This is a genomic window from Roseobacter sinensis, from assembly GCF_025755255.1.
GTDB classification, from domain to species: domain Bacteria; phylum Pseudomonadota; class Alphaproteobacteria; order Rhodobacterales; family Rhodobacteraceae; genus Roseobacter; species Roseobacter sinensis.
This window is the reverse complement of the sequence record NZ_JALIEB010000009.1, coordinates 52,151-71,739: the sequence shown is the minus strand read 5'-3', so window position 1 is coordinate 71,739 and position 19,589 is coordinate 52,151. Positions and strand designations below refer to the sequence as shown.

Annotated in this window: 19 protein-coding genes; 11 read left to right on the top strand and 8 right to left on the bottom strand. The window is 64.2% G+C overall.

Annotation, left to right across the window (positions count from 1 at the left end):
• Nucleotides 1-79: 79 nt before the first annotated feature.
• The gene (locus MUB52_RS14205; RefSeq protein ID WP_263844897.1) at nucleotides 80-265 is read left to right on the top strand and encodes a hypothetical protein; all 186 of its coding nucleotides are present in this window, start codon (nucleotides 80-82) and stop codon (nucleotides 263-265) included.
• A gap of 2 nt (nucleotides 266-267) precedes the next feature.
• On the opposite strand, the gene MUB52_RS14200 is transcribed toward MUB52_RS14205, so the two are convergent.
• Entirely contained in the window at nucleotides 268-1,512 is a 1,245-nt protein-coding gene (locus MUB52_RS14200; RefSeq protein ID WP_263844896.1) for a sarcosine oxidase subunit beta family protein, read from the bottom strand.
• Between the two features lie 218 nt (nucleotides 1,513-1,730).
• Between MUB52_RS14200 and ccmI the strand changes: the two genes are divergently transcribed.
• From ccmI to MUB52_RS14180, 4 genes are all read left to right on the top strand, one after another.
• Complete coding sequence (ccmI, locus tag MUB52_RS14195) at nucleotides 1,731-2,963, top strand: c-type cytochrome biogenesis protein CcmI (RefSeq protein WP_263844895.1); 1,233 nt, start codon at nucleotides 1,731-1,733, stop codon at nucleotides 2,961-2,963.
• The gene (gene ruvX / locus MUB52_RS14190; protein ID WP_263844894.1) at nucleotides 2,960-3,439 is read left to right on the top strand and encodes a Holliday junction resolvase RuvX; all 480 of its coding nucleotides are present in this window, start codon (nucleotides 2,960-2,962) and stop codon (nucleotides 3,437-3,439) included. Before ccmI ends, ruvX begins: the two co-directional genes overlap by 4 nt.
• 12 nt (nucleotides 3,440-3,451) lie before the next feature.
• Nucleotides 3,452-3,682 (top strand): DUF1289 domain-containing protein, encoded by a 231-nt coding sequence (locus tag MUB52_RS14185; protein WP_263844893.1) that lies wholly within the window; start codon nucleotides 3,452-3,454, stop codon nucleotides 3,680-3,682.
• A gap of 148 nt (nucleotides 3,683-3,830) precedes the next feature.
• Nucleotides 3,831-4,913: a hypothetical protein gene (locus MUB52_RS14180; RefSeq protein WP_263844892.1), complete on the top strand. Its 1,083-nt coding sequence runs from the start codon at nucleotides 3,831-3,833 to the stop codon at nucleotides 4,911-4,913.
• Between the two features lie 2 nt (nucleotides 4,914-4,915).
• Here MUB52_RS14180 and MUB52_RS14175 read toward each other — a convergent pair whose 3' ends face one another.
• Nucleotides 4,916-5,821: a LysR family transcriptional regulator gene (locus tag MUB52_RS14175; RefSeq protein ID WP_263844891.1), complete on the bottom strand. Its 906-nt coding sequence runs from the start codon at nucleotides 5,819-5,821 to the stop codon at nucleotides 4,916-4,918.
• Nucleotides 5,822-5,910: 89 nt separating this feature from the next.
• Between MUB52_RS14175 and metF the strand changes: the two genes are divergently transcribed.
• Nucleotides 5,911-6,780 (top strand): methylenetetrahydrofolate reductase [NAD(P)H], encoded by an 870-nt coding sequence (gene metF / locus MUB52_RS14170; RefSeq protein ID WP_263844890.1) that lies wholly within the window; start codon nucleotides 5,911-5,913, stop codon nucleotides 6,778-6,780.
• A 67-nt stretch (nucleotides 6,781-6,847) separates the two neighbouring features.
• Complete coding sequence (locus MUB52_RS14165; protein WP_263844889.1) at nucleotides 6,848-7,327, top strand: PaaI family thioesterase; 480 nt, start codon at nucleotides 6,848-6,850, stop codon at nucleotides 7,325-7,327.
• Between the two features lie 40 nt (nucleotides 7,328-7,367).
• On the opposite strand, the gene MUB52_RS14160 is transcribed toward MUB52_RS14165, so the two are convergent.
• Nucleotides 7,368-7,904 (bottom strand): flavodoxin domain-containing protein, encoded by a 537-nt coding sequence (locus MUB52_RS14160; RefSeq protein ID WP_263844888.1) that lies wholly within the window; start codon nucleotides 7,902-7,904, stop codon nucleotides 7,368-7,370.
• Between the two features lie 372 nt (nucleotides 7,905-8,276).
• Between MUB52_RS14160 and MUB52_RS14155 the strand changes: the two genes are divergently transcribed.
• Complete coding sequence (locus tag MUB52_RS14155; RefSeq protein ID WP_263844887.1) at nucleotides 8,277-8,480, top strand: hypothetical protein; 204 nt, start codon at nucleotides 8,277-8,279, stop codon at nucleotides 8,478-8,480.
• Nucleotides 8,481-8,512: 32 nt separating this feature from the next.
• Here the strand turns inward: MUB52_RS14155 and MUB52_RS14150 are convergent, their stop codons facing one another.
• From MUB52_RS14150 to MUB52_RS14135, 4 genes are all read right to left on the bottom strand, one after another.
• On the bottom strand, nucleotides 8,513-9,484 hold the full coding sequence (locus MUB52_RS14150; protein WP_263844886.1) for an alpha/beta hydrolase family protein: 972 nt from the start codon (nucleotides 9,482-9,484) through the stop codon (nucleotides 8,513-8,515).
• A gap of 75 nt (nucleotides 9,485-9,559) precedes the next feature.
• Nucleotides 9,560-10,639 carry a DUF2235 domain-containing protein gene (locus MUB52_RS14145; RefSeq protein ID WP_404818228.1) on the bottom strand — a complete coding sequence of 360 codons (1,080 nt, stop codon included), beginning with the start codon at nucleotides 10,637-10,639 and terminating at the stop codon, nucleotides 9,560-9,562.
• Nucleotides 10,617-12,914 (bottom strand): xanthine dehydrogenase family protein molybdopterin-binding subunit, encoded by a 2,298-nt coding sequence (locus MUB52_RS14140; RefSeq protein WP_263844885.1) that lies wholly within the window; start codon nucleotides 12,912-12,914, stop codon nucleotides 10,617-10,619. Before MUB52_RS14140 ends, MUB52_RS14145 begins: the two co-directional genes overlap by 23 nt.
• 174 nt (nucleotides 12,915-13,088) lie before the next feature.
• The gene (locus MUB52_RS14135) at nucleotides 13,089-13,715 is read right to left on the bottom strand and encodes a VPLPA-CTERM sorting domain-containing protein (protein WP_263844884.1); all 627 of its coding nucleotides are present in this window, start codon (nucleotides 13,713-13,715) and stop codon (nucleotides 13,089-13,091) included.
• A 213-nt stretch (nucleotides 13,716-13,928) separates the two neighbouring features.
• Between MUB52_RS14135 and MUB52_RS14130 the strand changes: the two genes are divergently transcribed.
• Nucleotides 13,929-17,072, top strand: a complete 3,144-nt coding sequence (locus tag MUB52_RS14130) for a valine--tRNA ligase (RefSeq protein ID WP_263844883.1) — start codon at nucleotides 13,929-13,931, stop codon at nucleotides 17,070-17,072.
• 9 nt (nucleotides 17,073-17,081) lie between these two features.
• Nucleotides 17,082-17,411, top strand: a complete 330-nt coding sequence (locus tag MUB52_RS14125; protein WP_263844882.1) for a DnaJ family domain-containing protein — start codon at nucleotides 17,082-17,084, stop codon at nucleotides 17,409-17,411.
• 125 nt (nucleotides 17,412-17,536) lie between these two features.
• Here MUB52_RS14125 and MUB52_RS14120 read toward each other — a convergent pair whose 3' ends face one another.
• A complete protein-coding gene (locus MUB52_RS14120; RefSeq protein ID WP_263844881.1) occupies nucleotides 17,537-18,325 on the bottom strand; it encodes a crotonase/enoyl-CoA hydratase family protein in 789 nt (262 codons plus the stop codon).
• A 124-nt stretch (nucleotides 18,326-18,449) separates the two neighbouring features.
• Here MUB52_RS14120 and MUB52_RS14115 point away from each other — a divergent pair, with 124 nt between their 5' ends.
• Nucleotides 18,450-19,556 carry a pyridoxal phosphate-dependent aminotransferase gene (locus tag MUB52_RS14115; protein WP_263844880.1) on the top strand — a complete coding sequence of 369 codons (1,107 nt, stop codon included), beginning with the start codon at nucleotides 18,450-18,452 and terminating at the stop codon, nucleotides 19,554-19,556.
• The last annotated feature ends 33 nt before the right edge of the window (nucleotides 19,557-19,589 follow it).

The window sequence follows — 19,589 nt, the reverse complement described above, 5'->3', positions numbered from 1 at the left end:
GCTCTCCGGACGGGTAACTGTCGCCAAGTCCATCAAGGCGCGCTATCCTTTGGGCACGACAGGGAAAGAGGAGCCTCAGATGAGCAAGGAAATGATGGCCGTCCTGGTCTTCGGCGCCATTGCGGTGGTGGCAATCATCATGCTGGTCCGCGAGCGTCGCGGCATCGCCGAGCGCAAGGCCGCGCGTGGCGGGCGCGAGGTGGACGTGGGCAGCCTGATCGCCTTCGGCAGTGCGGCCGGTCAGGGCAAGAAAACGCACGAGTGACATCAATGCGCCACCCCTGCGGCAACGCTTTCGTCAATGAAGCGGCCCTCGCGGAAGCGCTGTAGTCCGAAGGCGTCCGTCAGGGATCCGTGCCCCTTCGCCATCAGCTCCGCCATCGCCCAGCCGGAGCCGGGCGTGGCCTTGAAACCACCCGTGCCCCAGCCGCAGTTGATGAAGACATTCTCGACCGGCGTCTTCGACAGGATCGGAGAGCGGTCGCCCGTCACATCCACGATCCCGCCCCATTGCCGGAGCATCTTCAGGCGCGAGATCATCGGGAAGGTCTCGACCAGCGCACGCACGGTCTCCTCGATGTGGTGGAACGCGCCGCGCTGGGTGTAGTTGTTGTAGCCATCCGTGCCGCCGCCGATCACCATCTCGCCCTTGTCGGACTGGCTCATGTAGCCGTGCACCGTGTTGGCCATGACCACCACATCCATGCAGGGCTTGATCGGCTCCGAGACCAGCGCCTGCAACGCCACGCTCTCAATCGGCAGACGGAAGCCCGCCATCGCCGCCGCATGGCCCGAATTGCCCGCCACCACGATGCCCAGCTTGTCGCAGTCAATGGCACCCTTCGTGGTGTCGACACCGACGACCTTGCCGCCTTCACGCCGGATCGCCGTCACCTCGCACTGCTGAATCATATCCATGCCCATGTCCGAGCATGCCCGCGCATAGCCCCAGGCCACCGCATCGTGCCGCGCCGTGCCGCCGCGTGCCTGCCAGAGCCCGCCCAGCACCGGATAGCGCGGTCCGTCGATATTGATGATCGGCACCAGATCCTTAACGCGACGCGGGCCGATGAACTCGGTCTTCACGCCTTGCAGCGCGTTGGCATGGGCCGTGCGCTGATAGCCGCGGACCTCGTGATGGGTTTGCGCCAGCATGATCACCCCGCGCGGGCTGAACATCACGTTGTAGTTGAGATCCTGAGACATCGTCTCGTAAAGCGCGCGCGACTTCTCGTAGAGCGCCGCCGACGGATCCTGCAGGTAATTGCTGCGGATGATCGTCGTGTTCCGGCCCGTGTTGCCGCCGCCGAGCCAGCCCTTCTCGAGGATCGCGACGTTCTTGATCCCGAACCGTTTGCCCAGGTGATAGGCCGTGGCCAGCCCGTGCCCGCCGCCGCCGATGATGATCACATCGTAGCGCGGCTTCGGCTGCGCTTTTTTCCACGCCCGCTCCCAGCCGGTGTGATAGCGCAGAGCCTCGCGCGCCACGGCAAAGACGGAATAGCGTTTCACGGCCGGATCACCCCATGTCAGACACCCCGCGCGCAGAGGCCCGGATTGCTCCTGTTCTGCGGCAGTTGCGAAAAAACGAGAGACTGCGCGCGCCGCTTTCTAACAAGTTTGCGACACCGCACACAATTGCCCATGCGCACGCCATGTCACCGTGGCCTTTTGCCCCTTTTGTGTGCGCCCATTGTTGACTAAGTGAAGGGGCTAAGGAGGAGGCATTGATGACAGTCTTCTGGATCCTCGCGGGCGGTCTGGCGCTGGCCATCGCGGTTCTGCTGGCGCTTGGGTTGCGGGCGCCGCGCAGCGGGGCGGCGGTGCCGCCGGCGGCCTATGATCTACGCGTCTACCGCGACCAACTGAAGGAGATCGACAAGGACCTCGCGCGCGGCGTCGTCAGCCCAGAGGATGCAGACCGCGTGCGCGCGGAGGTCTCGCGCCGCATCCTGGCAGCCGACGCCGCCTTGCAGAAGGACAGTGTTGCCGCGGACGCCGACAAGGGCGCACCCGGCATCGTCGCAGCACTCATCGCACTTGTCCTCGTTGGTGGCAGCGTCGCGATGTATCTTCAGCTCGGCGCTCCGGGCTATGGCGATCTGTCGCTCGCCGACCGGATCGACTTCGCCGAAGAGGCCCGCGCCACACGGCCGAGCCAGGCCGAAGCCGAAGCCAGCCTGCCCGCCGCGCGGCTCCCCCAGGACGCAAGCCCCGACTATGTGGCCCTTGTCGAGCAGCTGCGCGACACCGTGGCGCGCCGACCGGACGATCTGCAAGGCCATATCCTGCTGGCCCAGAACGAAGCAAATCTGGGCAATTTCCGCGCCGCCGCAGAGGCCCAGGCCGAGGTCATTCGCATCAAGGGCGCAGATGTGACCGCGCAGGATCACACCGACTATGCGGACATGCTGGTCGTGGCGGCGGGCGGCTATGTTTCGCCCGAAGCCGAAGCGGCGCTGCAATCCGCTCTGGCGCTCGAGCCGGACAACGGCACGGCGCGCTACTACATGGGCCTGATGATGGCGCAAACCGGCCGGCCCGACAGCGCCTTCCGGACCTGGGACGCGCTGTTGCGCGCTGGCCCCGAGGATGCGCCCTGGATTCCGCCGATCCTCGCCCAGATCGAAGACATGGCCCTGCGCGCCGGCGTGAACTATCAGCTGCCCGAGATCGGCAGCGGGCGCGGCCCCTCTGCCGCCGATGTGGAAGCTGCCGAAAACCTCTCGCCTGCCGAACGGCTGGAGATGATCCAGGGCATGGTGACCGGCCTCTCGGAACGGCTGGCGAGCGAAGGCGGCCCGGTGCAGGACTGGGCGCAGCTGATCACCGCGCTCGGCGTGCTGGGCCAGCGCCCGCAGGCGCGCGCCGTCTATGACAACGCGGTCGAGGTTTTCGCCGACGACACCCGCGCGCTCGATCTGCTGCTGCGGGCCGGCCAGCGGGCGCAGGTCGTGGAATGATCTACGACGATCTGGCGGGCTTCGCCGCCGCGCTGCCGCCACAGCAGAGCCTCGTCGGGCTGGACCTTGGCACCGCGACCATCGGAGTGGCGGTCTCGGACACGTTTCTGTCCATTGCAACGCCGCTGGAGACGATCAAGCGCCGCAAGTTTATGCAGGATGCCGCCCGCCTCGCCGAAATCACCGCGGAGAGGCAGATCGGCGGGCTGGTCCTTGGCCTGCCCCGCAACATGGACGGCACCGAAGGGCCGCGCTGCCAGTCCACACGCGCCTTCGCCCGCAACCTCGACCGCATCGACGGATTTGACCTGCCGATCACCTTTTGGGACGAGCGTCTGTCGACCGTGGCAGCCGAACGCGCGCTCTTGGAGGCGGATACGTCGCGAAAACGTCGCGCCGAGGTCATTGATCAGGTGGCCGCGGGATATATCTTGCAAGGCGCATTGGACAGGCTTCGCGTGATGCGTGGCGCATGAGGAAAAGAGAGTATGAGTGACGAGATCTGGCGCCGTGACGAGATCGAAAGCCCCTGCATCAAGGTCTGCGTGATTCAGCCCGAGGTGCGGCTCTGCACCGGCTGCCTGCGCTCCATCGACGAGATCACCGCCTGGTCGCGCATGAGTCCGGAGGCGCGGCGAACTGTCATGGCCGAATTGCCGTCACGGCAAGGCCAGCTTTCCAAGCGGCGCGGCGGGCGTGCGGCGCGGCTCGCGCGCTGAAACCCGCCTAAGGGTCACGAGCGATAAGCTGCTCAAAGCCCGGCGCAGGCACCGCTTCGTTTTTACGCCCCTGCGCTGTCAAGCTATTGTGCGGTGAAAGGTCCGCGCGGCCCGAACACGTGGGACACCCTAGCTGAGGCCTGAGACAATGGCGGGGACGATACCGACGACTGCAGAGAGCGACACAAGCGCATCGAAACACGCACAGATCACCGAGCTGCTGAGTTCCGGCGACTGGGACCAGCGGCTCGAAGCTGCCCGCGCGCAGCGCGAAAAGGTGCTGGCCGAAAAGAACCGCGGCCCAAAACCGCCGCCGGTTGATGTCGTACCGAAATCCGAACCTGCGGATGTGACCGCAACACCGACACCTGCGCCTGCGGCCGCAGCACCGATGCCGCCGCCCGAGCCTGCGCCTGGTCTGGTGCCGCCACCCGAGCCCGTGCGCGGCCCGGTGCCCGCCTTCGCACGCACGCCGCCGCCGCTGACCGCGCCAAAGACCGAGAAGCCGGTGCTGCGGGCGATCCGGCATCAGGCGATCGAAAGTGTCCGGCGGCCTTCGGGCCATGTGCGGACGGCCGCGACCAGGCGGGCGCCGTCCCTTTCCGGTCGCGCGGCTCTGCTTGCCGTCGTCTGCTGTGTTGCCCTGGGTTTTGGGCTCTCCCTCGGTTTCGGCACGGCGCTCTCAATCGGGGCGCTGCCGGAGGCAGAGGCCGAAGCGCCTGTAATCACGGCTGCATCACCGACGGAGATCGCGCCCGAGGATGCACCGCAGGCACCCGCCGAAGAAGCGGACACGCCCGATGCCCCTACGGCCGAGGCAGCGCCCGAGATCCCGCTCTTCGATATCGCGCCGGACCCGCCCGCGGCACCGGTCAGACCCAGGATCCACCTCTATGCGCCCGACAGTGTGACCACCGCCGCACTGGATGAAAGCAAGGCGGAACTGGGTCAGAACGGCTTTGAGATTGCGACGGTCCAGCGCCTGAGCCTCACGATTTCGGCCCCGCATGTCCGCTTTTACGATGCGACCGACGCAACCGTCGCGCGCACGCTCGCGCGGGATTTGCGGATCGAAGCGCGCGATTTCTCGGAAAGCGGCAACGGCGCACCGGGTCGGGTCGAGGTCTGGCTGGATGGCACGACCGACAGGCGCCCGACCTGGCGCCAGCAACCGAACCCCGTGGACGACCTCATCCGCCTCGGGAACCGCTTCCTGCGCAGCCTGCAATAGGCTCAGACTGCCTGAAGCTTGCGCGCCTCTTCGCCCGCGAATTCAAGGAGTTGCTGCATGAACGGCTTTTGCAGATCGTCCGTGCGGACAGCCGCATAGAGCCTGCGGGTGATGCCGTCTTTGGTGAGCGGTCGGGTGATGTAGTCCGAGGAGTATTTCACCTCGCGCACCACCCAATCGGGCAAAACCGACACGCCCCGGTTCGATGCCACGAGCAGCAGGATGACGGCCGTCAGTTCCACTTGGCGGATCGCCGCAGGCTCGACCTTGGCGGGGATCAGAAGCTGGCTGAAGACATCGAGGCGCGTGCGCTCCACCGGATAGGTGATCAGAGTTTCACCACGAAAATCCTCGGCCTCCACGTAAGATTTCTGTGCGAGCGGATGTGCGCCCGACGCCACGAAAACCGGCGCGTAATCAAAGAGTTCGATGAATTCAACCCCGGGCATGTCCTCGGGGTCGGAGGAGACGACAAGATCCACCTCCTCCTTCAAGAGCGCGGGCATCGCATCGAAGGCGAGGCCGGGCCGGATGTCCACGTCCACCTCGCCCCAGTTCTTGCGAAACCGCTCCAAGACAGGGAAGAGCCACTCGAAACAGGCATGGCATTCGATCGCGATGTGCATCCGCCCCGCGCTGCCGTCGCGCAGGCCCGAAAACTCCTCCTGCAGGGCCTGAACCTGCGGCAGGACCTGCTCGGCCAGCTTGAGAAGACGCAGACCCGCTGGCGAAAGCTTCAGCGGCTTGGAGCGGCGCACAAACAGCTCGACCCCCGCCTGATCCTCCAGCCCCTTGATCTGGTGGCTGAGGGCTGACTGCGTGATGTGCAGCTTCTCGGCCGCAAGCGACAGCCCGCCAGCCTGGTGGATGGCCTGGATCGTGCGCAGGTGGCGAAACTCGATATGCATATCCAGCTCATGTTAAAGATGAGGGTTATGAGTTTGTCTCACGAAGCGAGCTGTGGCACAAGATGTGCAATCCGAAAAGGAAGCGCCCCATGCCCACGCCCTCCGTCTCTTTCGAAGTCTTTCCGCCGCGGTCGATTGATGCGTCCTTCAAGCTCTTCGAAACCGCGCAGGCCCTCGCTCCGCTAGAGCCGCGTTTCTTCTCCGTGACCTATGGCGCGGGTGGCAGCACCCGCGATCTGACCCACGATGCCGCCTACACGCTGCGCAAGTCCTCCGGCCTTCCGGTGGCCGCGCATCTGACCTGTGTCGGCGCATCCAAGACAGAAACGCTTGCCATCGCACAGCGCTTTGCCAAGGCCGGGGTGACCGACATCGTTGCCCTGCGCGGCGATGCGCCCGAGGGCGAGGCCCGCTTCACGCCGCATCCGGATGGGTTTGCCAATTCGGTCGAGCTCATCGAGGCCCTCGCGCAATCGGGCCAGTTCACCCTGCGCGTCGGCGCCTACCCCGAGAAGCACCCCGACGCCACCAGTCAAGCAGCCAACATCGACTGGCTCAAGGCCAAGATCGACGCGGGGGCCGCGGAGGCGATCACCCAGTTCTTCTTCGAAGCCGAGACATTCCTGCGGTTCCGTGACGACTGCGCGAAAGCGGGGATCACGGCGCCGATCACGCCCGGCATCCTGCCGATCGTCAACTGGCAGAACGCCCGCAAATTCGCGTTGCGCTGCGGCGCGACCATACCGGCTTGGCTCGATCAGGCCTTCGACGCGGCCATCCGCGACGACCGGCACGACCTTCTGGCAACGGCGGTCTGCACCGAGCTCTGCTCGGATCTGGTGGACGAAGGCGTGGATGCCTTGCATTTCTACACGCTGAACCGCCCCGACATGACGCGGGAAATCTGCCACGCGCTCGGCGTGACGCTCGCGACCGCAGGCGTGCGCGACGTCGCGTAACCTCTTGTCATGCCAGTGAAACGGGGCTTAGCTGCCGCTGCGTCATCCCACGTGTCGGAGCCCCCTCATGCGCACAGCCACCTCACCTGCCGATCTGCTGAGCCAGGACGCGCTTTTGTCGATGTCGGGGCTGGAGTTCATGCAGAGCATTCTGGACGGCCGCAGCCCCGGCCCGCCGATTGGCGAGACGATGGGATACAGGCTGCATGCAGTGGACGACGGCCGCGTGGTCTTCCGCGGCACGCCTGAGTTTTACGTGACCAATCCCATGGGCACCGTGCACGGCGGCTGGTACGGCACCCTGCTCGATTCCGCGATGGCCTGTGCCGTGATGACGAAGGTGCCGCGCGGCTCGGTCTACACAACGCTCGAATTCAAAATCAACATCACCCGCAACCTGCCCGTGGGCACGCTGATCGATTGCATCGGCGAGGTCGATCACGCCGGCCGCTCCACCGGTGTCGCGCATGGCAATATCCGCGGTGTGGAGGACGGCAAGCTCTATGCGACCGGCTCGACCACCTGCATCATCATGAAGATGCGCTAACGCCTCCGGGCCCGCGACTGTCAAAACAGAGCAGCCGAGATCAGCCGGCGACAGGCTCCTCCAGAAAGGCCGCCACCTCGGACTTCAGCGCATCCCAATCGGTGAATTCCTTCGGTCCATCGCTGATGTCGTAATCGAGGTCGCGCAGGACCACGTGGCGCAGGATCTGTGTCTCGAAGTACTCGTAGCTGCCAGCCTGCACGGCCCCGGCCACGAGAACATTGCGGTCCGCTGCGAACTTGGTGCGCATTTCCATCTCGGTCAGGTAGTCCCGAGCCTCCTCCTGCCCTTCGGCAAAGGCGGCATTGAGGCTGACCGACAGCATCAGCGTCTTGCGCGCCTGCAGGTCGGCGCGATGCGCGCCGATAAAGACCTCGAAGGTCAGCGGGTGGCGGCGCTCATGCACCGGGGCGGCGAGGATCACGCGATCCACGGTGTCAAAGGCCAGCGGCGCCGCCTTGTCCGCGGTGTCGAACATCTGAACCTCGGCGCCCGCGTCTTGCAACGCGCGGGCCGCGGCAGTCACGATCTTCCGCGTCTGGCCTTCGAGGCTCGCATAGGCAATCAGTATCTTCATTGCGTCCTCCTTCAGGATCTATCGGACGCAGGATAGATCGGTCTTTTGCGTATCACCTTGTTCCAGATCATATGCCGGCCCCTCCGTCTGCGCCCCTGCAGCGACCCTGATTGCAGATCAGCAAAATTGTACCGACACACATCAATACTGTTGAACGACTCACCCCGCGCTGGTAGCAGGTCCGGACGAAACCCAAGGACCCGGAAAGGTCGGATATGATGAAACTTCCGTTCCCAGCACTGCGCCACGCGGGCGTGATGACCACGCGCTAACGCGGTCTGACAGGTTTCCAATCTGAAGGCCGCCTCATGATGCGGCCTTTTTCATGCGTTCCCCTCATGTGGCGGCTTTCCATCATTCATGGAGAGTAAAATGCCAAGCTTATCCCTCTACATCCCGTTCGGCCGGTCACACGGGCTCTTTTTCCGGCTGGTGGCCAGACTCATCGCGCGGCCTCGGCGGGGCCGGGCAAATCTGCGCGGTCAGGCGCATTTGCCGTCCTATCTCAGAAAGGACGTGGGGCTGCTGCCCGAGATCGAACGCCCGCCACCCGAACTTCACCGGTTCCCGTTTTGAGATGGCCGGCCGGGCCGGCGCACCCCAGCGGATCAGCGCTGCTGATCCGCAATCCAACCGGTGATCTGGTCGAGAACGCCGGGAGCGTAAGCCCTTGAGCCTGCAATCAGAAAGCGCAGCTGTGCGGTCAAGGTCCACTCCTCAGGGGTCTGGAAGTTGTAGGGACCCGCGCGCAGCAAGCTGTGAGTGGCCGCGGGGATCACACGGACCTCAAGCCGCGGGTTGCGACCATAGGCCCCCGCGGTCTCGGCAGCATCCACATTCAAATCCTCAGCCCCTACCATGACAAGGGTCGGCAGTTGCATGGCGAGGATCTCCGCCGTCGCATCCGCTGCGTAATTCCGCCGGACGAAGCCGCACCGGGCAGCGCTCAGATCGGGCCGTCCGCGACAGTCACCGTCCTGCGCAAAAAGCGCATCGTTCTGCGCGAGGTTCCGCGCTACCTCTGCGGCGATTTTGGCGTCCCCAACGCCGGCGCGCTGGAGCCGCTTGCGCGTGAAATAGGCCCCCTGCCGGCGCCAGTTGATCGCCGGGCCGACAAGCACGACATAGGCCGCACCGCTGCGGTCCGCTGCCTCCGGCACGACCCAGCCTGCCTGCGAAAACCCCAAGAATCCCAGCCGCTTCGCCGCGATCCCCAAATCGTCGCGTAGGACAGCATGGGCGGCGGCGGCCTCCGCGGCGCGATCGGACATGGATTGCGACAGCCAGTCGCCCGTGCTTTGCCCCACCCCCGGCTTGTCCCAGGAAAAGACACCGATGCCCGCATCGAGCAGGGTTCGCACCAGTGGAAGATAGCCGCTGTCCGACCACCGGTCCTGCGGGCCGTCCCCATGCACCAGGAGGACGACCGGGCCGTCGCCCTCTTCGCCTGGCTGTACCAGCGTGCCTGCAAGCTCTTGGTCTTGGGAGGAAAACACATGCTCCGACACCCGCGCGTCCGAGGGCAGCTCAAAAGCGCTCAGCGCGCCGATCGCTCCTGCCGCGGCCGCAGTGATGGCCAAGGCCAATCCCCAAAGAACCGCTGATCTCACCCGATGCGCCCCCACTTGCCGCCTCGGCCCTACCGGGCTGGTGCCTCAGACCGTTTTGCCGAACCCGAGCCAGCCGCGTGGCGCTGGCTGCGCCATCTGGCGCAGGGTCACGCTGTCATGTACCCGCTCGGATGGATCCTGCAGCGGTCTGCGCGGGCGCCGGGTGATGAACCATTTGCCGTAGCCGCGGAAGGTGCCCAACATGGGCGCGGTCGGGTCCTGGAGGAGCCGGGCGCTCCAGCCTTCGGGCAGCGGCAAGCCGTTCATCTGGGCCCGTTCCAGCATCCAGACCAGTGGGATATTCGCCAAAGGGCGTGCCACTTCGTAGCCCCCCAACTGCCCGCCCACATCCCCATGGGTGCCCGCGAACCAGACCTGCTCGACCCGGCCCTGATAGCCGTCGGGCGAGGTCCAGGGCAGCGGCGCGTAGGCGGCGCGCGTTTCATCCAGCGCGAGGGCCTGAAAACCCGCCTTCACATTGTGGCTGAGTTCATGGTTGTGGAAAGCATGGCGCTTCTCGCTGAAGCGCCAGAGCACGGGTGCATTGAAGCCCAGAGACTTCACCGTGTCCCAGACCCCGATCATCTCGATCTCGATATCCGGCAGGCAGTGCGCCCGCGCGAAGGCCTGCGCGCAGGGGCTGGAGGGATCGCCCTCATAGTGCCGGTAGACATCGCGGATGTTCCGCTCGGTTGCGTCCTCGGCCTTCAGCAATCCCATCAGATCGATCACGCCTGCGAGGCTGCGCACCGCATAGGCGCCGCGCGAGTACCCCAAGAGGAAGATCTTGTCGCCTGGCCGGTAGCGCGAGGCGAGATAACCGTAGGCACGGCGGATCTGCCGGTTGATGCCGCGCCCCATCAGCACATCCATCGCCGATTGCCAGCCGCGCCACTGCAGCCCTGGTTCGTAGTAGATCGAGAGCGGGCTGCCCACTTCGCGACAGAGATGATAGGCCCGCCCCGCATTGGTCTCACACCCAGGCTCGAGCGAAGACATGGTGCCATCGAGGATCACAACATGTATGACGGGGCCGCGGCGAGGGCCGAAATCGCTGTCAGGCCGACGCCAGAACCTGCTGCGCAGCCAGCCCAGCCATCTGTTATTCCGCCGCGATGGGCTCACCGTTCAACAACTCCCAAACCTTGTGCGGGGTGAAGGGCATGTCCGCCTGCCGGACCCCGCGGTCCCAAAGCGCATCCTGAACCGCGTTTGCCACAGCGGCCAGGGCGCCGACGGTGCCGGCTTCGCCGCACCCCTTCATACCCATGATATTCGCGGTGGACGGAACCGGTTCCGATGTAAAAGAAATATTGGGGACGTCACCCGCGCGCGGCAAGGCATAGTCCATGAACGATGCCGTGAGCAACTGGCCGTCGCCGTCGAAGACGACGTGCTCGGTCAGTGCCTGCCCGAGCCCCTGCACCACCCCGCCATGCACTTGACCTTCGGCCAGCATCGGATTGATCAGATTGCCGAAATCATCGACGACCGTGTAGCGATCGACACGCACCACGCCGGTGTCAGGGTCAACCACAACCTCTGAAACATGGCAGCCGTTTGGGAAGCTGCGCGCCTCCAGCGTGGCGCGCCCTTCGTGCACCAGAAGATCATTGCGGCCCTTGTCGCGCGCCATCTCCGCCACCTCGAGCATGGTTGGCGTGAGGTTTGAGCCTTCGGCCCGGAAGCGTTCATCATCAAAGGCAATCTCGGAGGCGGGCACGCCCATCTCATCGGCCAGAAAATCGGTGAAGGCCTCCGTCATCTGCGCAACCGTTGCGAGCGTGGCGTTGTTCTGCACGGTGACCGAGCGCGAGCCGCCCGTGCCGCCACCTTGCGCGATCAGATCGCTGTCGCCCTGAACCACCGTGATTTTTTCTGCGGGGATGCCGGTCTGATCGGCGAGGAAGGACGCGAAGACCGTCTCATGCCCCTGCCCAGTGGATTGTGTGCCCACGTAAATCGTCACCGTACCGTCCTCGTTAAACGCGACCTTCGCGCCTTCGGAAGGATCGCCCAAAATACTTTCGATATAGTAACACAGACCCACGCCGCGCAGTAGCCCCCGCGTTGCATCAGACTGTTTCCGCGCGGCAAACCCGCTGAAATCCGCCTCGCGCAGCGCCCGGTCGAGTACCTTGTCGAAGTCGCCAACGTCATAGGTCTCGCCCGTGGAAGTGTCGTAGGGAAACTGATCTGCCTTGATGAAATTGCGCCGCCGGAGCTCGACCGGGTCGACGCCCAGCTCGCGCGCGGCCCGGTCGATCAACCGCTCCAGCACATAGATCGCCTCGGGCCGTCCGGCGCCGCGATAGGCATCCACGTAGGTGGTGTTGGTATAGATCCCCTCCACATGCAGCCACGTGGTCTGCACGTCGTAGACGCCCATCAGGACCTTGCTGAACAGCTGGCTCTGGATGAACTGACCATAGTGACTGTTGTAGGCCCCCATGTTGCAGCGCGTGTGCACACGGTAGGCCGTGATCTTGTTGGTTTCGTCAAAAGCAAGCTCGGCGGTCGAGGTCAGATCACGGCCTGCGTTGTCGGTGAGCATCGCTTCGGTGCGATCCGACATCCACCTGACCGGGCGGCCCGTGACCCGCGCCGCATGCGCCGCCAGCGCGTACTCAGGGTAGGGAAAGCCCTTCATGCCGAACCCGCCGCCAACATCAGGTGTCGTGACCCGGACCTGCTCCGCCTCAAGTCCGAGCGCGCGGGCGATGAAGGTCTTCTGCTCCCACACGCCCTGCCCGCCCAGCGAGACATGCACGCGGTCGCCGTCCCATTCCGCAAAGCAGCCCCGCGGCTCGAGCGAACTGACGATAATGCGGTTGTCGCCGACCTCCAGCCGCACGGTCTTGGCGGCCGCTCGGAAGGCCGCGTCAGTCGCTGCCTCATCACCCATGCCCCAGTCGAAGGCCCGATTGTCGAGCACATCGTCGTGGACGGACGGACCTCCCGCCGTGAGGTGCATCTTGGCGGGCAGATCGTCGTACGCCAAATCGATGAGCTCTGCCGCATCGCGCGCCTGGTCCAACGTCTCGGCCACAACGAAGGCGACAGGCTCGCCGACAAAGCGCAGCTTGTCCTTGGCCAAAAGCGGGCGTTTGGGAGCAGCGCCTGGAGAGCCGTCGCGATTCGTGATGGTGGCGGCAAACATGTTGATGTTCAGCCCTGCGGCCTCCAGATCATCAACGGTCAGGACCGCCTGCACTCCCGGCGCCGCGCGCGCCTCGGAGACGTCGAGGGCAGTGATCCTGCCATGGGCGACCGGCGCGCGGAAAACGAAGGCGCGCAGCGCCCCGGCGGGCGCCACGTCGTCCACATACCGTCCATGCCCGGTCAGAAAGCGGACGTCTTCGACACGTTTGACAGATTGCGATCGACCGAACTTTTCCATGGGAGCTTCCTTTCGCGTGGTGCGTTACAGCGGACACTAGCGGTGAGGGCGCGCTTGTCCAGTCAAGCTTGACTGGACAAGCGCGCCCGCCCAGCCCAACCGTAAGTGCTTATCCTGAAGAGAAAAACCCCGGCGCTCTCGCACCGGGGTCCGATTGTCTCGCATTTGGCGCTGTCAGGACTTGCGGCGCCGCCTGCGTGCCAAGACCATAACACCCAGCCCCGATAACAGCATGGCTGCACTCGCGGGCACAGGAATGGGCGTGACCGAAAGATCGCTGGACGTGATCACCCGGATATAGTCGCCAGGCGATGCCGCGAGCCAATCCACCAGGACACGCGATCCATTGCTCGGATCAATTCCGACGTCATCATTCCCTTCCAAACCGCGGTTGTTCGGATTGAGGTAGCTGACGCTTCCAAGACCAAGGAAATCGCTACCCAACAGGTTGGCCGTCGACGTGATCAGGCCGATGATCGGCGCATCGAAATCCACGTAGCCTTCCTGATTACTGTTTACCGGATCGAAAAAGACGTAGTGGCTCGAGACCACCGTGCCAGAGGACACTGTCCCTCCGACATCCAACTGCAAGTCGGATTGCAACTCCAAGCCCTGCCGCTCATCGAACGCAAACAGGTTTCGAGATTGCTGATTGTTATCTCCAACCATCAAGCCCGTCGGATCCACGATCTGTTCGAACACGCCCCTCCCGGAGGTCACCAAACCATCCACCACCGCAGCCCTCACCGACTCCGCAGCAGTGACCGCCGCAAAAGCGGCGAGAACAAAAACCTTTCTCATTGCACAACTTCCTTTCACTCGCCACACCTTGGCGTCTTGGCACTCTCCCCAATTTAACTTTGAGCCGATCCCGGTCGTGAACAACAGTCAGAAGTTCCCGTTAAGCGGGTATCTGCCGGGACTGCCCAGTCACTGAGCGGTTCCGTGCCCTTTCCCTCGGCGGTGACATTGTTTAGAGCATTTTGTGTTTGAACTCTTGACGGATGACCGCACATGCCGATGGAAAAAACCTTCGATGCCGGCCCTGCCGAAGCACGCATTTACGCCGCCTGGGAAGAGGTCGGCGCCTTTGCTGCCGGCAAGCACGTGCCAAACGACGAGACGGGCACTTTTTCGGTCATGATTCCGCCGCCCAATGTGACCGGCGCGCTGCACATGGGGCATGCGTTCAACAACACGCTTCAGGACATCCTGATTCGCTGGCACCGGATGCGCGGGTTCGACACGCTCTGGCAACCGGGCACGGACCACGCCGGCATCGCCACGCAGATGGTTGTCGAGCGTGAGTTGGCCAAGACCAACCGGCGGCGCAGCGACTTCAGCCGCGACGAGTTTCTCGATCTCGTCTGGGAGCAGAAGAAGAAGTCGCGGGGGAATATCCGCGGCCAACTCGAACGGCTCGGGGCGAGCTGTGACTGGTCGCGCGAGGCCTTCACCATGTCCGGCGCGCCGGGCGATCCGGGCGACACGCCGGGCGGGCAGAACTTCCACGATGCGGTCATCAAGGTCTTTGTCGACATGTACGAACAGGGCCTCATCTACCGCGGCAAGCGGCTGGTGAACTGGGACCCGCATTTCGAGACGGCGATCTCGGACCTCGAGGTGGAGAATATCGAGGTCGACGGGCACATGTGGCATTTCAAGTACCCTTTGGCGGGCGGCGAGACCTATGAGTATTTGGAGACGGGTGAAGATGGGGAGGTGATCCTCCGCGAGGAGCGCGACTATATCTCAATTGCCACCACGCGGCCTGAAACCATGCTCGGCGACGGGGCGGTTGCGGTTCACCCATCGGATAAGCGGTATGCGCCAATTGTCGGGAAGCTCTGCGAAATTCCCGTGGGACCAAAGGCACATCGGCGTCTGATCCCGATCATCACCGATGAGTACCCCGACCCGAATTTCGGCTCCGGGGCGGTGAAGATCACCGGCGCGCATGATTTCAACGACTATGCGGTCGCCAAGCGCGGCGGCATCCCGCTCTATCGCCTCATGGACACCAAGGGCGCGATGCGCGACGACGGGGCGCCTTACGCCGAGGCGGCGGCGATTGCCATGGCCGTGGCGCAGGGCGAGCGGGAGCTGAGCGAGGCGGAGGCCGATACGGTCAATCTCGTCCCGGACGATCTGCGCGGGCTCGACCGCTTCGAGGCGCGCAAGAAGGTGGTCCAGCAGATCACCCGTGAAGGGCTCGCCGTTATGGTGCCGGTTGCCAACCCGGATCCGGAGGACGCCTTCCTGCCCGTCGAAGAGCCGTTCCTGGAGCCGCTCGTCGAGGCAAAAAAGATCATGCAGCCCTTCGGTGACCGATCCAAAGTGGTCATTGAGCCGATGCTCACCGACCAATGGTTCGTCGAAACCTCCAAGATCGTGCAGCCCGCGATTGATGCCGTGCGCTCGGGCGAGGTGGAGATTTTCCCCGAGCAGGACAAGAAGGTCTATTTCAACTGGCTGGAAAACATCGAGCCGTGGTGCATCTCGCGCCAGCTCTGGTGGGGGCATCAGATTCCGGTTTGGTATGGGCCTGATATCAGGCCGGAGGAAATCGAAAACGCGGTCGCTGTGATGCGAGATAACGGGAGGCCGAATGAAACATATGTTGGTGCTGGCAGGACTTTCTGCGCCAGCTCAAAAACAGAATTGATTGAGCAGATCGAGCAGTTCTATGGACCACATGCCAGCATATCTTTGGTCGAACATGATCCGACGAAGCGCCTGCATGACCAGGGCAAGATTCATATTGAGATCAACAGAGTTGATGCTCGAGTAGACGGTAAAGACGGGGAACTCGAAGACAATGATACTTTGTTCATCGAAGTGGTTCGCGATCCCGACGTCCTGGACACCTGGTTCTCCTCCGGTCTCTGGCCCATCGGCACGCTTGGCTGGCCCGAGGACACCGAGGCGCTGCAGAAATACTTCCCGACCTCCACGCTGATCACCGGCTTCGACATCATCTTCTTCTGGGTCGCGCGGATGATGATGATGCAATACGCCGTTGTCGGGCAGAAGCCCTTCGATACCGTCTATGTCCACGCCCTCGTCCGCGACGAAAAGGGCAAGAAGATGTCGAAGTCGCTGGGCAATGTGCTCGACCCGCTGGACCTCGTCGATGAGTACGGCGCCGATGCGGTGCGCTTCACGCTTACGGCCATGGCCGCCATGGGGCGCGATCTGAAACTCAGCACGCAGCGTATCGCCGGGTATCGCAATTTTGGCACCAAACTCTGGAACGCCTGCCGCTTTGCCGAGATGAACGCAGTCTTCGAAGCAAGGGCCGAGGGCATTCCGGCCCCTGAGGCTGCCGTCAACAAGTGGATCATCGGTGAAACCGCCAAGGTCCGCGAGGAGATCGACGAGAGCCTGAAGGCCTACCGCTTCAACGATGCCGCGAGTGCCGCCTACGGGTTTGTCTGGGGCAAGGTCTGCGACTGGTATCTGGAGCTGTCGAAGCCGCTGTTGCAGGATGACGCCAACGCGCATCTGGCGCCGGAGACGCGCGAGACCATGGCCTGGGTGCTGGATCAATGCATGATCCTGCTGCACCCGATCATGCCCTTCATCACAGAGGAACTCTGGGGCGAAACAGGCACGCGCGACACGATGCTGGTTCATGCGGAATGGCCCGCTTACACCGCGGTGGAGCTGGTCGACGAGGCCGCGGATCGGGAGCTCAACTGGGTCATCGCGCTGATCGAAGCGATCCGCTCGGCCCGGGCACAGATGCACGTGCCTGCGGGCCTCTACGTACCCCTGCTGGTGACGGAACTCGATGCCGCCGGTCAATCCGCATGGGCGCGCAATGAGGCGATGATCAAGCGGCTCGCGAGGGTGGAGGCGCTCGACCGCGCCGAGAGCTTCCCCAAAGGTACGGTGACCCTCGCGGTACGCGGTGCGACCTTCGGTCTGCCCCTGGCCGATATCATCGACATCGCGGAGGAAAAGGCGCGGCTGCAAAAGACGCTTCAAAAGCTGGCCAAGGAATTGGGCGGCCTGCGCGGTCGGCTGGGCAACCCGAAGTTCACCGCCTCGGCACCCGAAGAGGTCGTCGAGGAGACCCGCGCCAACCTCGCCTTGCGCGAGGAGGAGGAAGGCAAGCTGAAGGAGGCTGTCGCGCGGCTTGAAGAATTGGGCTAGACTGCGCATATGGGCAGCTTTCGCTCTCTCGTTGAACGGCAGATTGCCAAGGCCCGTGCCGCTGGCGGTCTCAGCGGGTTGAAAGGCGAAGGCCAGCCCTTGCCTGACCGGCCGGTCGAACCCTCCGAGCAGGTGGCCACCTCGGCAGCCATGCGGATCATGGCAGAGGCAGGCGCTCTGCCGGAGGAGTTTGCGCTGAAAAAGCAGCTCGACGCCGCGCGGCGCGCCTACGCTCAAGCGCCCGATCATCGTGCCCGGCAGGCGGCCATGGCTGCATTGGCCGATCTGGAGTTGCGGTATGAGATCGCCCGAGAGGCAAGGCGCAAATACCTGTCCTGACGGACTGTCACGGTAGAGGCCACCTGACCAGCCTCCGAAATCGCTGCCTCTCAGTCAGCTTATTGCTGATGTTGAACGCATTTTTTGATCTGCGCTAATGCGGAAAAAAAATGGCGACCTCAGCTCTATTCGAACACGGGCGCGCGTTTCGCGAATTGGGCGGCGATCACCTCCATCTGCTCGGGCGTGCCGATCAACCCGGCCTGCAGCCGCGATTCGGCCAGCAGCACCTCGTCGTGCCCCTCTCGCTCGGCCAGGGTGATCAGCGCCTTGGCGGCCCGGATCGCTTTGGGGCTCTTGCCCGCGATGTCGCCCGCAAGCGTCATGGCCGCGGCCAGAGAGTCGTCCGCAATCTCGGTCACGAGGCCCCAGCGCTCGGCCTGCGCTGCGCCGATCGGGGCCGCCGTATAGACCAGCTTGCGCAGCACATCGGACCGCACCAGCGAGGGCAGCAACACCATGCCGCCCATATCGGGTACCAGGCCCCACTTCATCTCCATCACCGCGAATTGCGTGTCGGGCGCGGCAATGCGGATGTCCGCCCCGAGCGCGATCTGCATGCCGGCGCCGAAACACACCCCATGCAGCGCGGCGATGACAGGCACCTCCATCCGGTGCCAGACCATGGCCACCTCCTGCCACCGATTGGTCGTGCCCTCGCCATGGGTCCGCGGCATGAGCATGGCCTCGATGTCCTTGCCGATCATCCCGCCGAGGCTGCCGATGTCGATGCCCGCGCAGAACCCCTCGCCCGCGCCGGACAGCACCACCGCCCGCGCGTTGGAGGCCGCAACCTCCTGCCCGGCCGCGATCAGCGCGTCAAACATCTCGGGGTCGACCGCGTTGCGCTTGTCCGGACGGTTCATCTGCACATGGGCAATATGGTCCGTCACGTCGAGAGTCACGCGTGGCATCTGGGGGCCTCCTTTTTGCTCAAGCCATATGACCGTGGCAGCGCTGCAATAGCCAGACAAACGTTGCGGAACGCGGGCCTCACCCGAACTTGCCGAAGGCGGCCCGGCCGTTTTATGAGACGCCATGACCGACTTTCGACTGACTGCGCTTGCCCAATCTCTGCCCGACACGGTGCCTTTTGTCGGACCGGAGACAGAGGAACGGGCGCGCTCCCGGCTCTTCGATGCGCGACTGGGAGCAAATGAGAACGTCTTTGGCCCCTCGCCCATCGCGGTGCGCGTCATGGCCGAAACCCAGCACTGGATGTATGGCGACCCGGAGAGCTTCGAGCTGCGTGAGGCGCTGGCCGATCATCTCGGCATCCGGCCTGACATGATCGTGGTGGGCGAAGGCATCGACGGGCTGTTGGGGTATCTGGTGCGGATCATGGTCGGCCCCGGAGATGCGGTGGTGACCTCGGATGGTGCTTACCCGACCTTCAACTATCACGTTGCGGGCTATGGCGGCGTGCTGCACAAGGTGCCCTACCGGCATGACGACCACGAAGACCTCGCAGCTCTTTTCAAGAAGGCGGCGGAGGTGAAGGCCAAGCTGGTCTATCTCGCCAACCCGGACAATCCCATGGGCACCGCACATGACGGCACCGATATCGTGGCAGCGCTGGCGCATCTGCCCAAGGACACGCTTCTCGTGCTCGACGAAGCTTACCTGGAGTGCGCCCCGCCGCAAGTCGCGCTGCCCTTGCCGATGGACGACCCGCGGGTGATCCGGATGCGCACCTTCTCCAAGGCCTACGGTCTGGCAGGTGCCCGGGTCGGCTATGCCCTGGGCGCGCCGGAGCTGATCCGCGCCTTCGAAAAAGTACGCAACCACTTCGGCATGAACCGCGCCGCGCAGGCCGGTGCGCTCGCCGCCCTCGACGATCAGACCTGGTTGCGATCGGTCCAGGCACGTATCGTCGCCTCGCGCAACCGGATCGCGGACATCGCGCGGAAGAACGGGCTGAAACCGATCCCCTCGGCGGCCAACTTCGTGGCCATCGACTGTGGCGGTGGCCCGGAGTACGCCAAGACGGTGCTGCACGAGATGATCGCGCGCGGCGTCTTCATCCGGATGCCGTTTGCCGAACCGCAGAACCGCTGCATCCGGATCAGCTGCGGCACGCCCGCACAGCTCGACATTCTAGCCGAGGTGCTCCCCGTCGCGATCCGCGCCTCAGAAATGGGCTGACGCGGCGAACCCGCGGCCTATAGTATGTGTCGG

Bases quoted from the DNA above. Each gene is read 5' to 3' on its own strand.
- MUB52_RS14205 (WP_263844897.1), top strand. From the start codon at position 80: ATGAGCAAGGAAATGATGGCCGTCCTGGTCTTCGGCGCCATTGCGGTG.
- ccmI (WP_263844895.1), top strand. From the start codon at position 1,731: ATGACAGTCTTCTGGATCCTCGCGGGCGGTCTGGCGCTGGCCATCGCG.
- ruvX (WP_263844894.1), top strand. From the start codon at position 2,960: ATGATCTACGACGATCTGGCGGGCTTCGCCGCCGCGCTGCCGCCACAG.
- MUB52_RS14185 (WP_263844893.1), top strand. From the start codon at position 3,452: ATGAGTGACGAGATCTGGCGCCGTGACGAGATCGAAAGCCCCTGCATC.
- MUB52_RS14180 (WP_263844892.1), top strand. From the start codon at position 3,831: ATGGCGGGGACGATACCGACGACTGCAGAGAGCGACACAAGCGCATCG.
- MUB52_RS14175 (WP_263844891.1), bottom strand. From the start codon at position 5,821: ATGCATATCGAGTTTCGCCACCTGCGCACGATCCAGGCCATCCACCAG.
- metF (WP_263844890.1), top strand. From the start codon at position 5,911: ATGCCCACGCCCTCCGTCTCTTTCGAAGTCTTTCCGCCGCGGTCGATT.
- MUB52_RS14165 (WP_263844889.1), top strand. From the start codon at position 6,848: ATGCGCACAGCCACCTCACCTGCCGATCTGCTGAGCCAGGACGCGCTT.
- MUB52_RS14160 (WP_263844888.1), bottom strand. From the start codon at position 7,904: ATGAAGATACTGATTGCCTATGCGAGCCTCGAAGGCCAGACGCGGAAG.
- MUB52_RS14155 (WP_263844887.1), top strand. From the start codon at position 8,277: ATGCCAAGCTTATCCCTCTACATCCCGTTCGGCCGGTCACACGGGCTC.
- MUB52_RS14140 (WP_263844885.1), bottom strand. From the start codon at position 12,914: ATGGAAAAGTTCGGTCGATCGCAATCTGTCAAACGTGTCGAAGACGTC.
- MUB52_RS14135 (WP_263844884.1), bottom strand. From the start codon at position 13,715: ATGAGAAAGGTTTTTGTTCTCGCCGCTTTTGCGGCGGTCACTGCTGCG.
- MUB52_RS14130 (WP_263844883.1), top strand. From the start codon at position 13,929: ATGCCGATGGAAAAAACCTTCGATGCCGGCCCTGCCGAAGCACGCATT.
- MUB52_RS14125 (WP_263844882.1), top strand. From the start codon at position 17,082: ATGGGCAGCTTTCGCTCTCTCGTTGAACGGCAGATTGCCAAGGCCCGT.
- MUB52_RS14120 (WP_263844881.1), bottom strand. From the start codon at position 18,325: ATGCCACGCGTGACTCTCGACGTGACGGACCATATTGCCCATGTGCAG.
- MUB52_RS14115 (WP_263844880.1), top strand. From the start codon at position 18,450: ATGACCGACTTTCGACTGACTGCGCTTGCCCAATCTCTGCCCGACACG.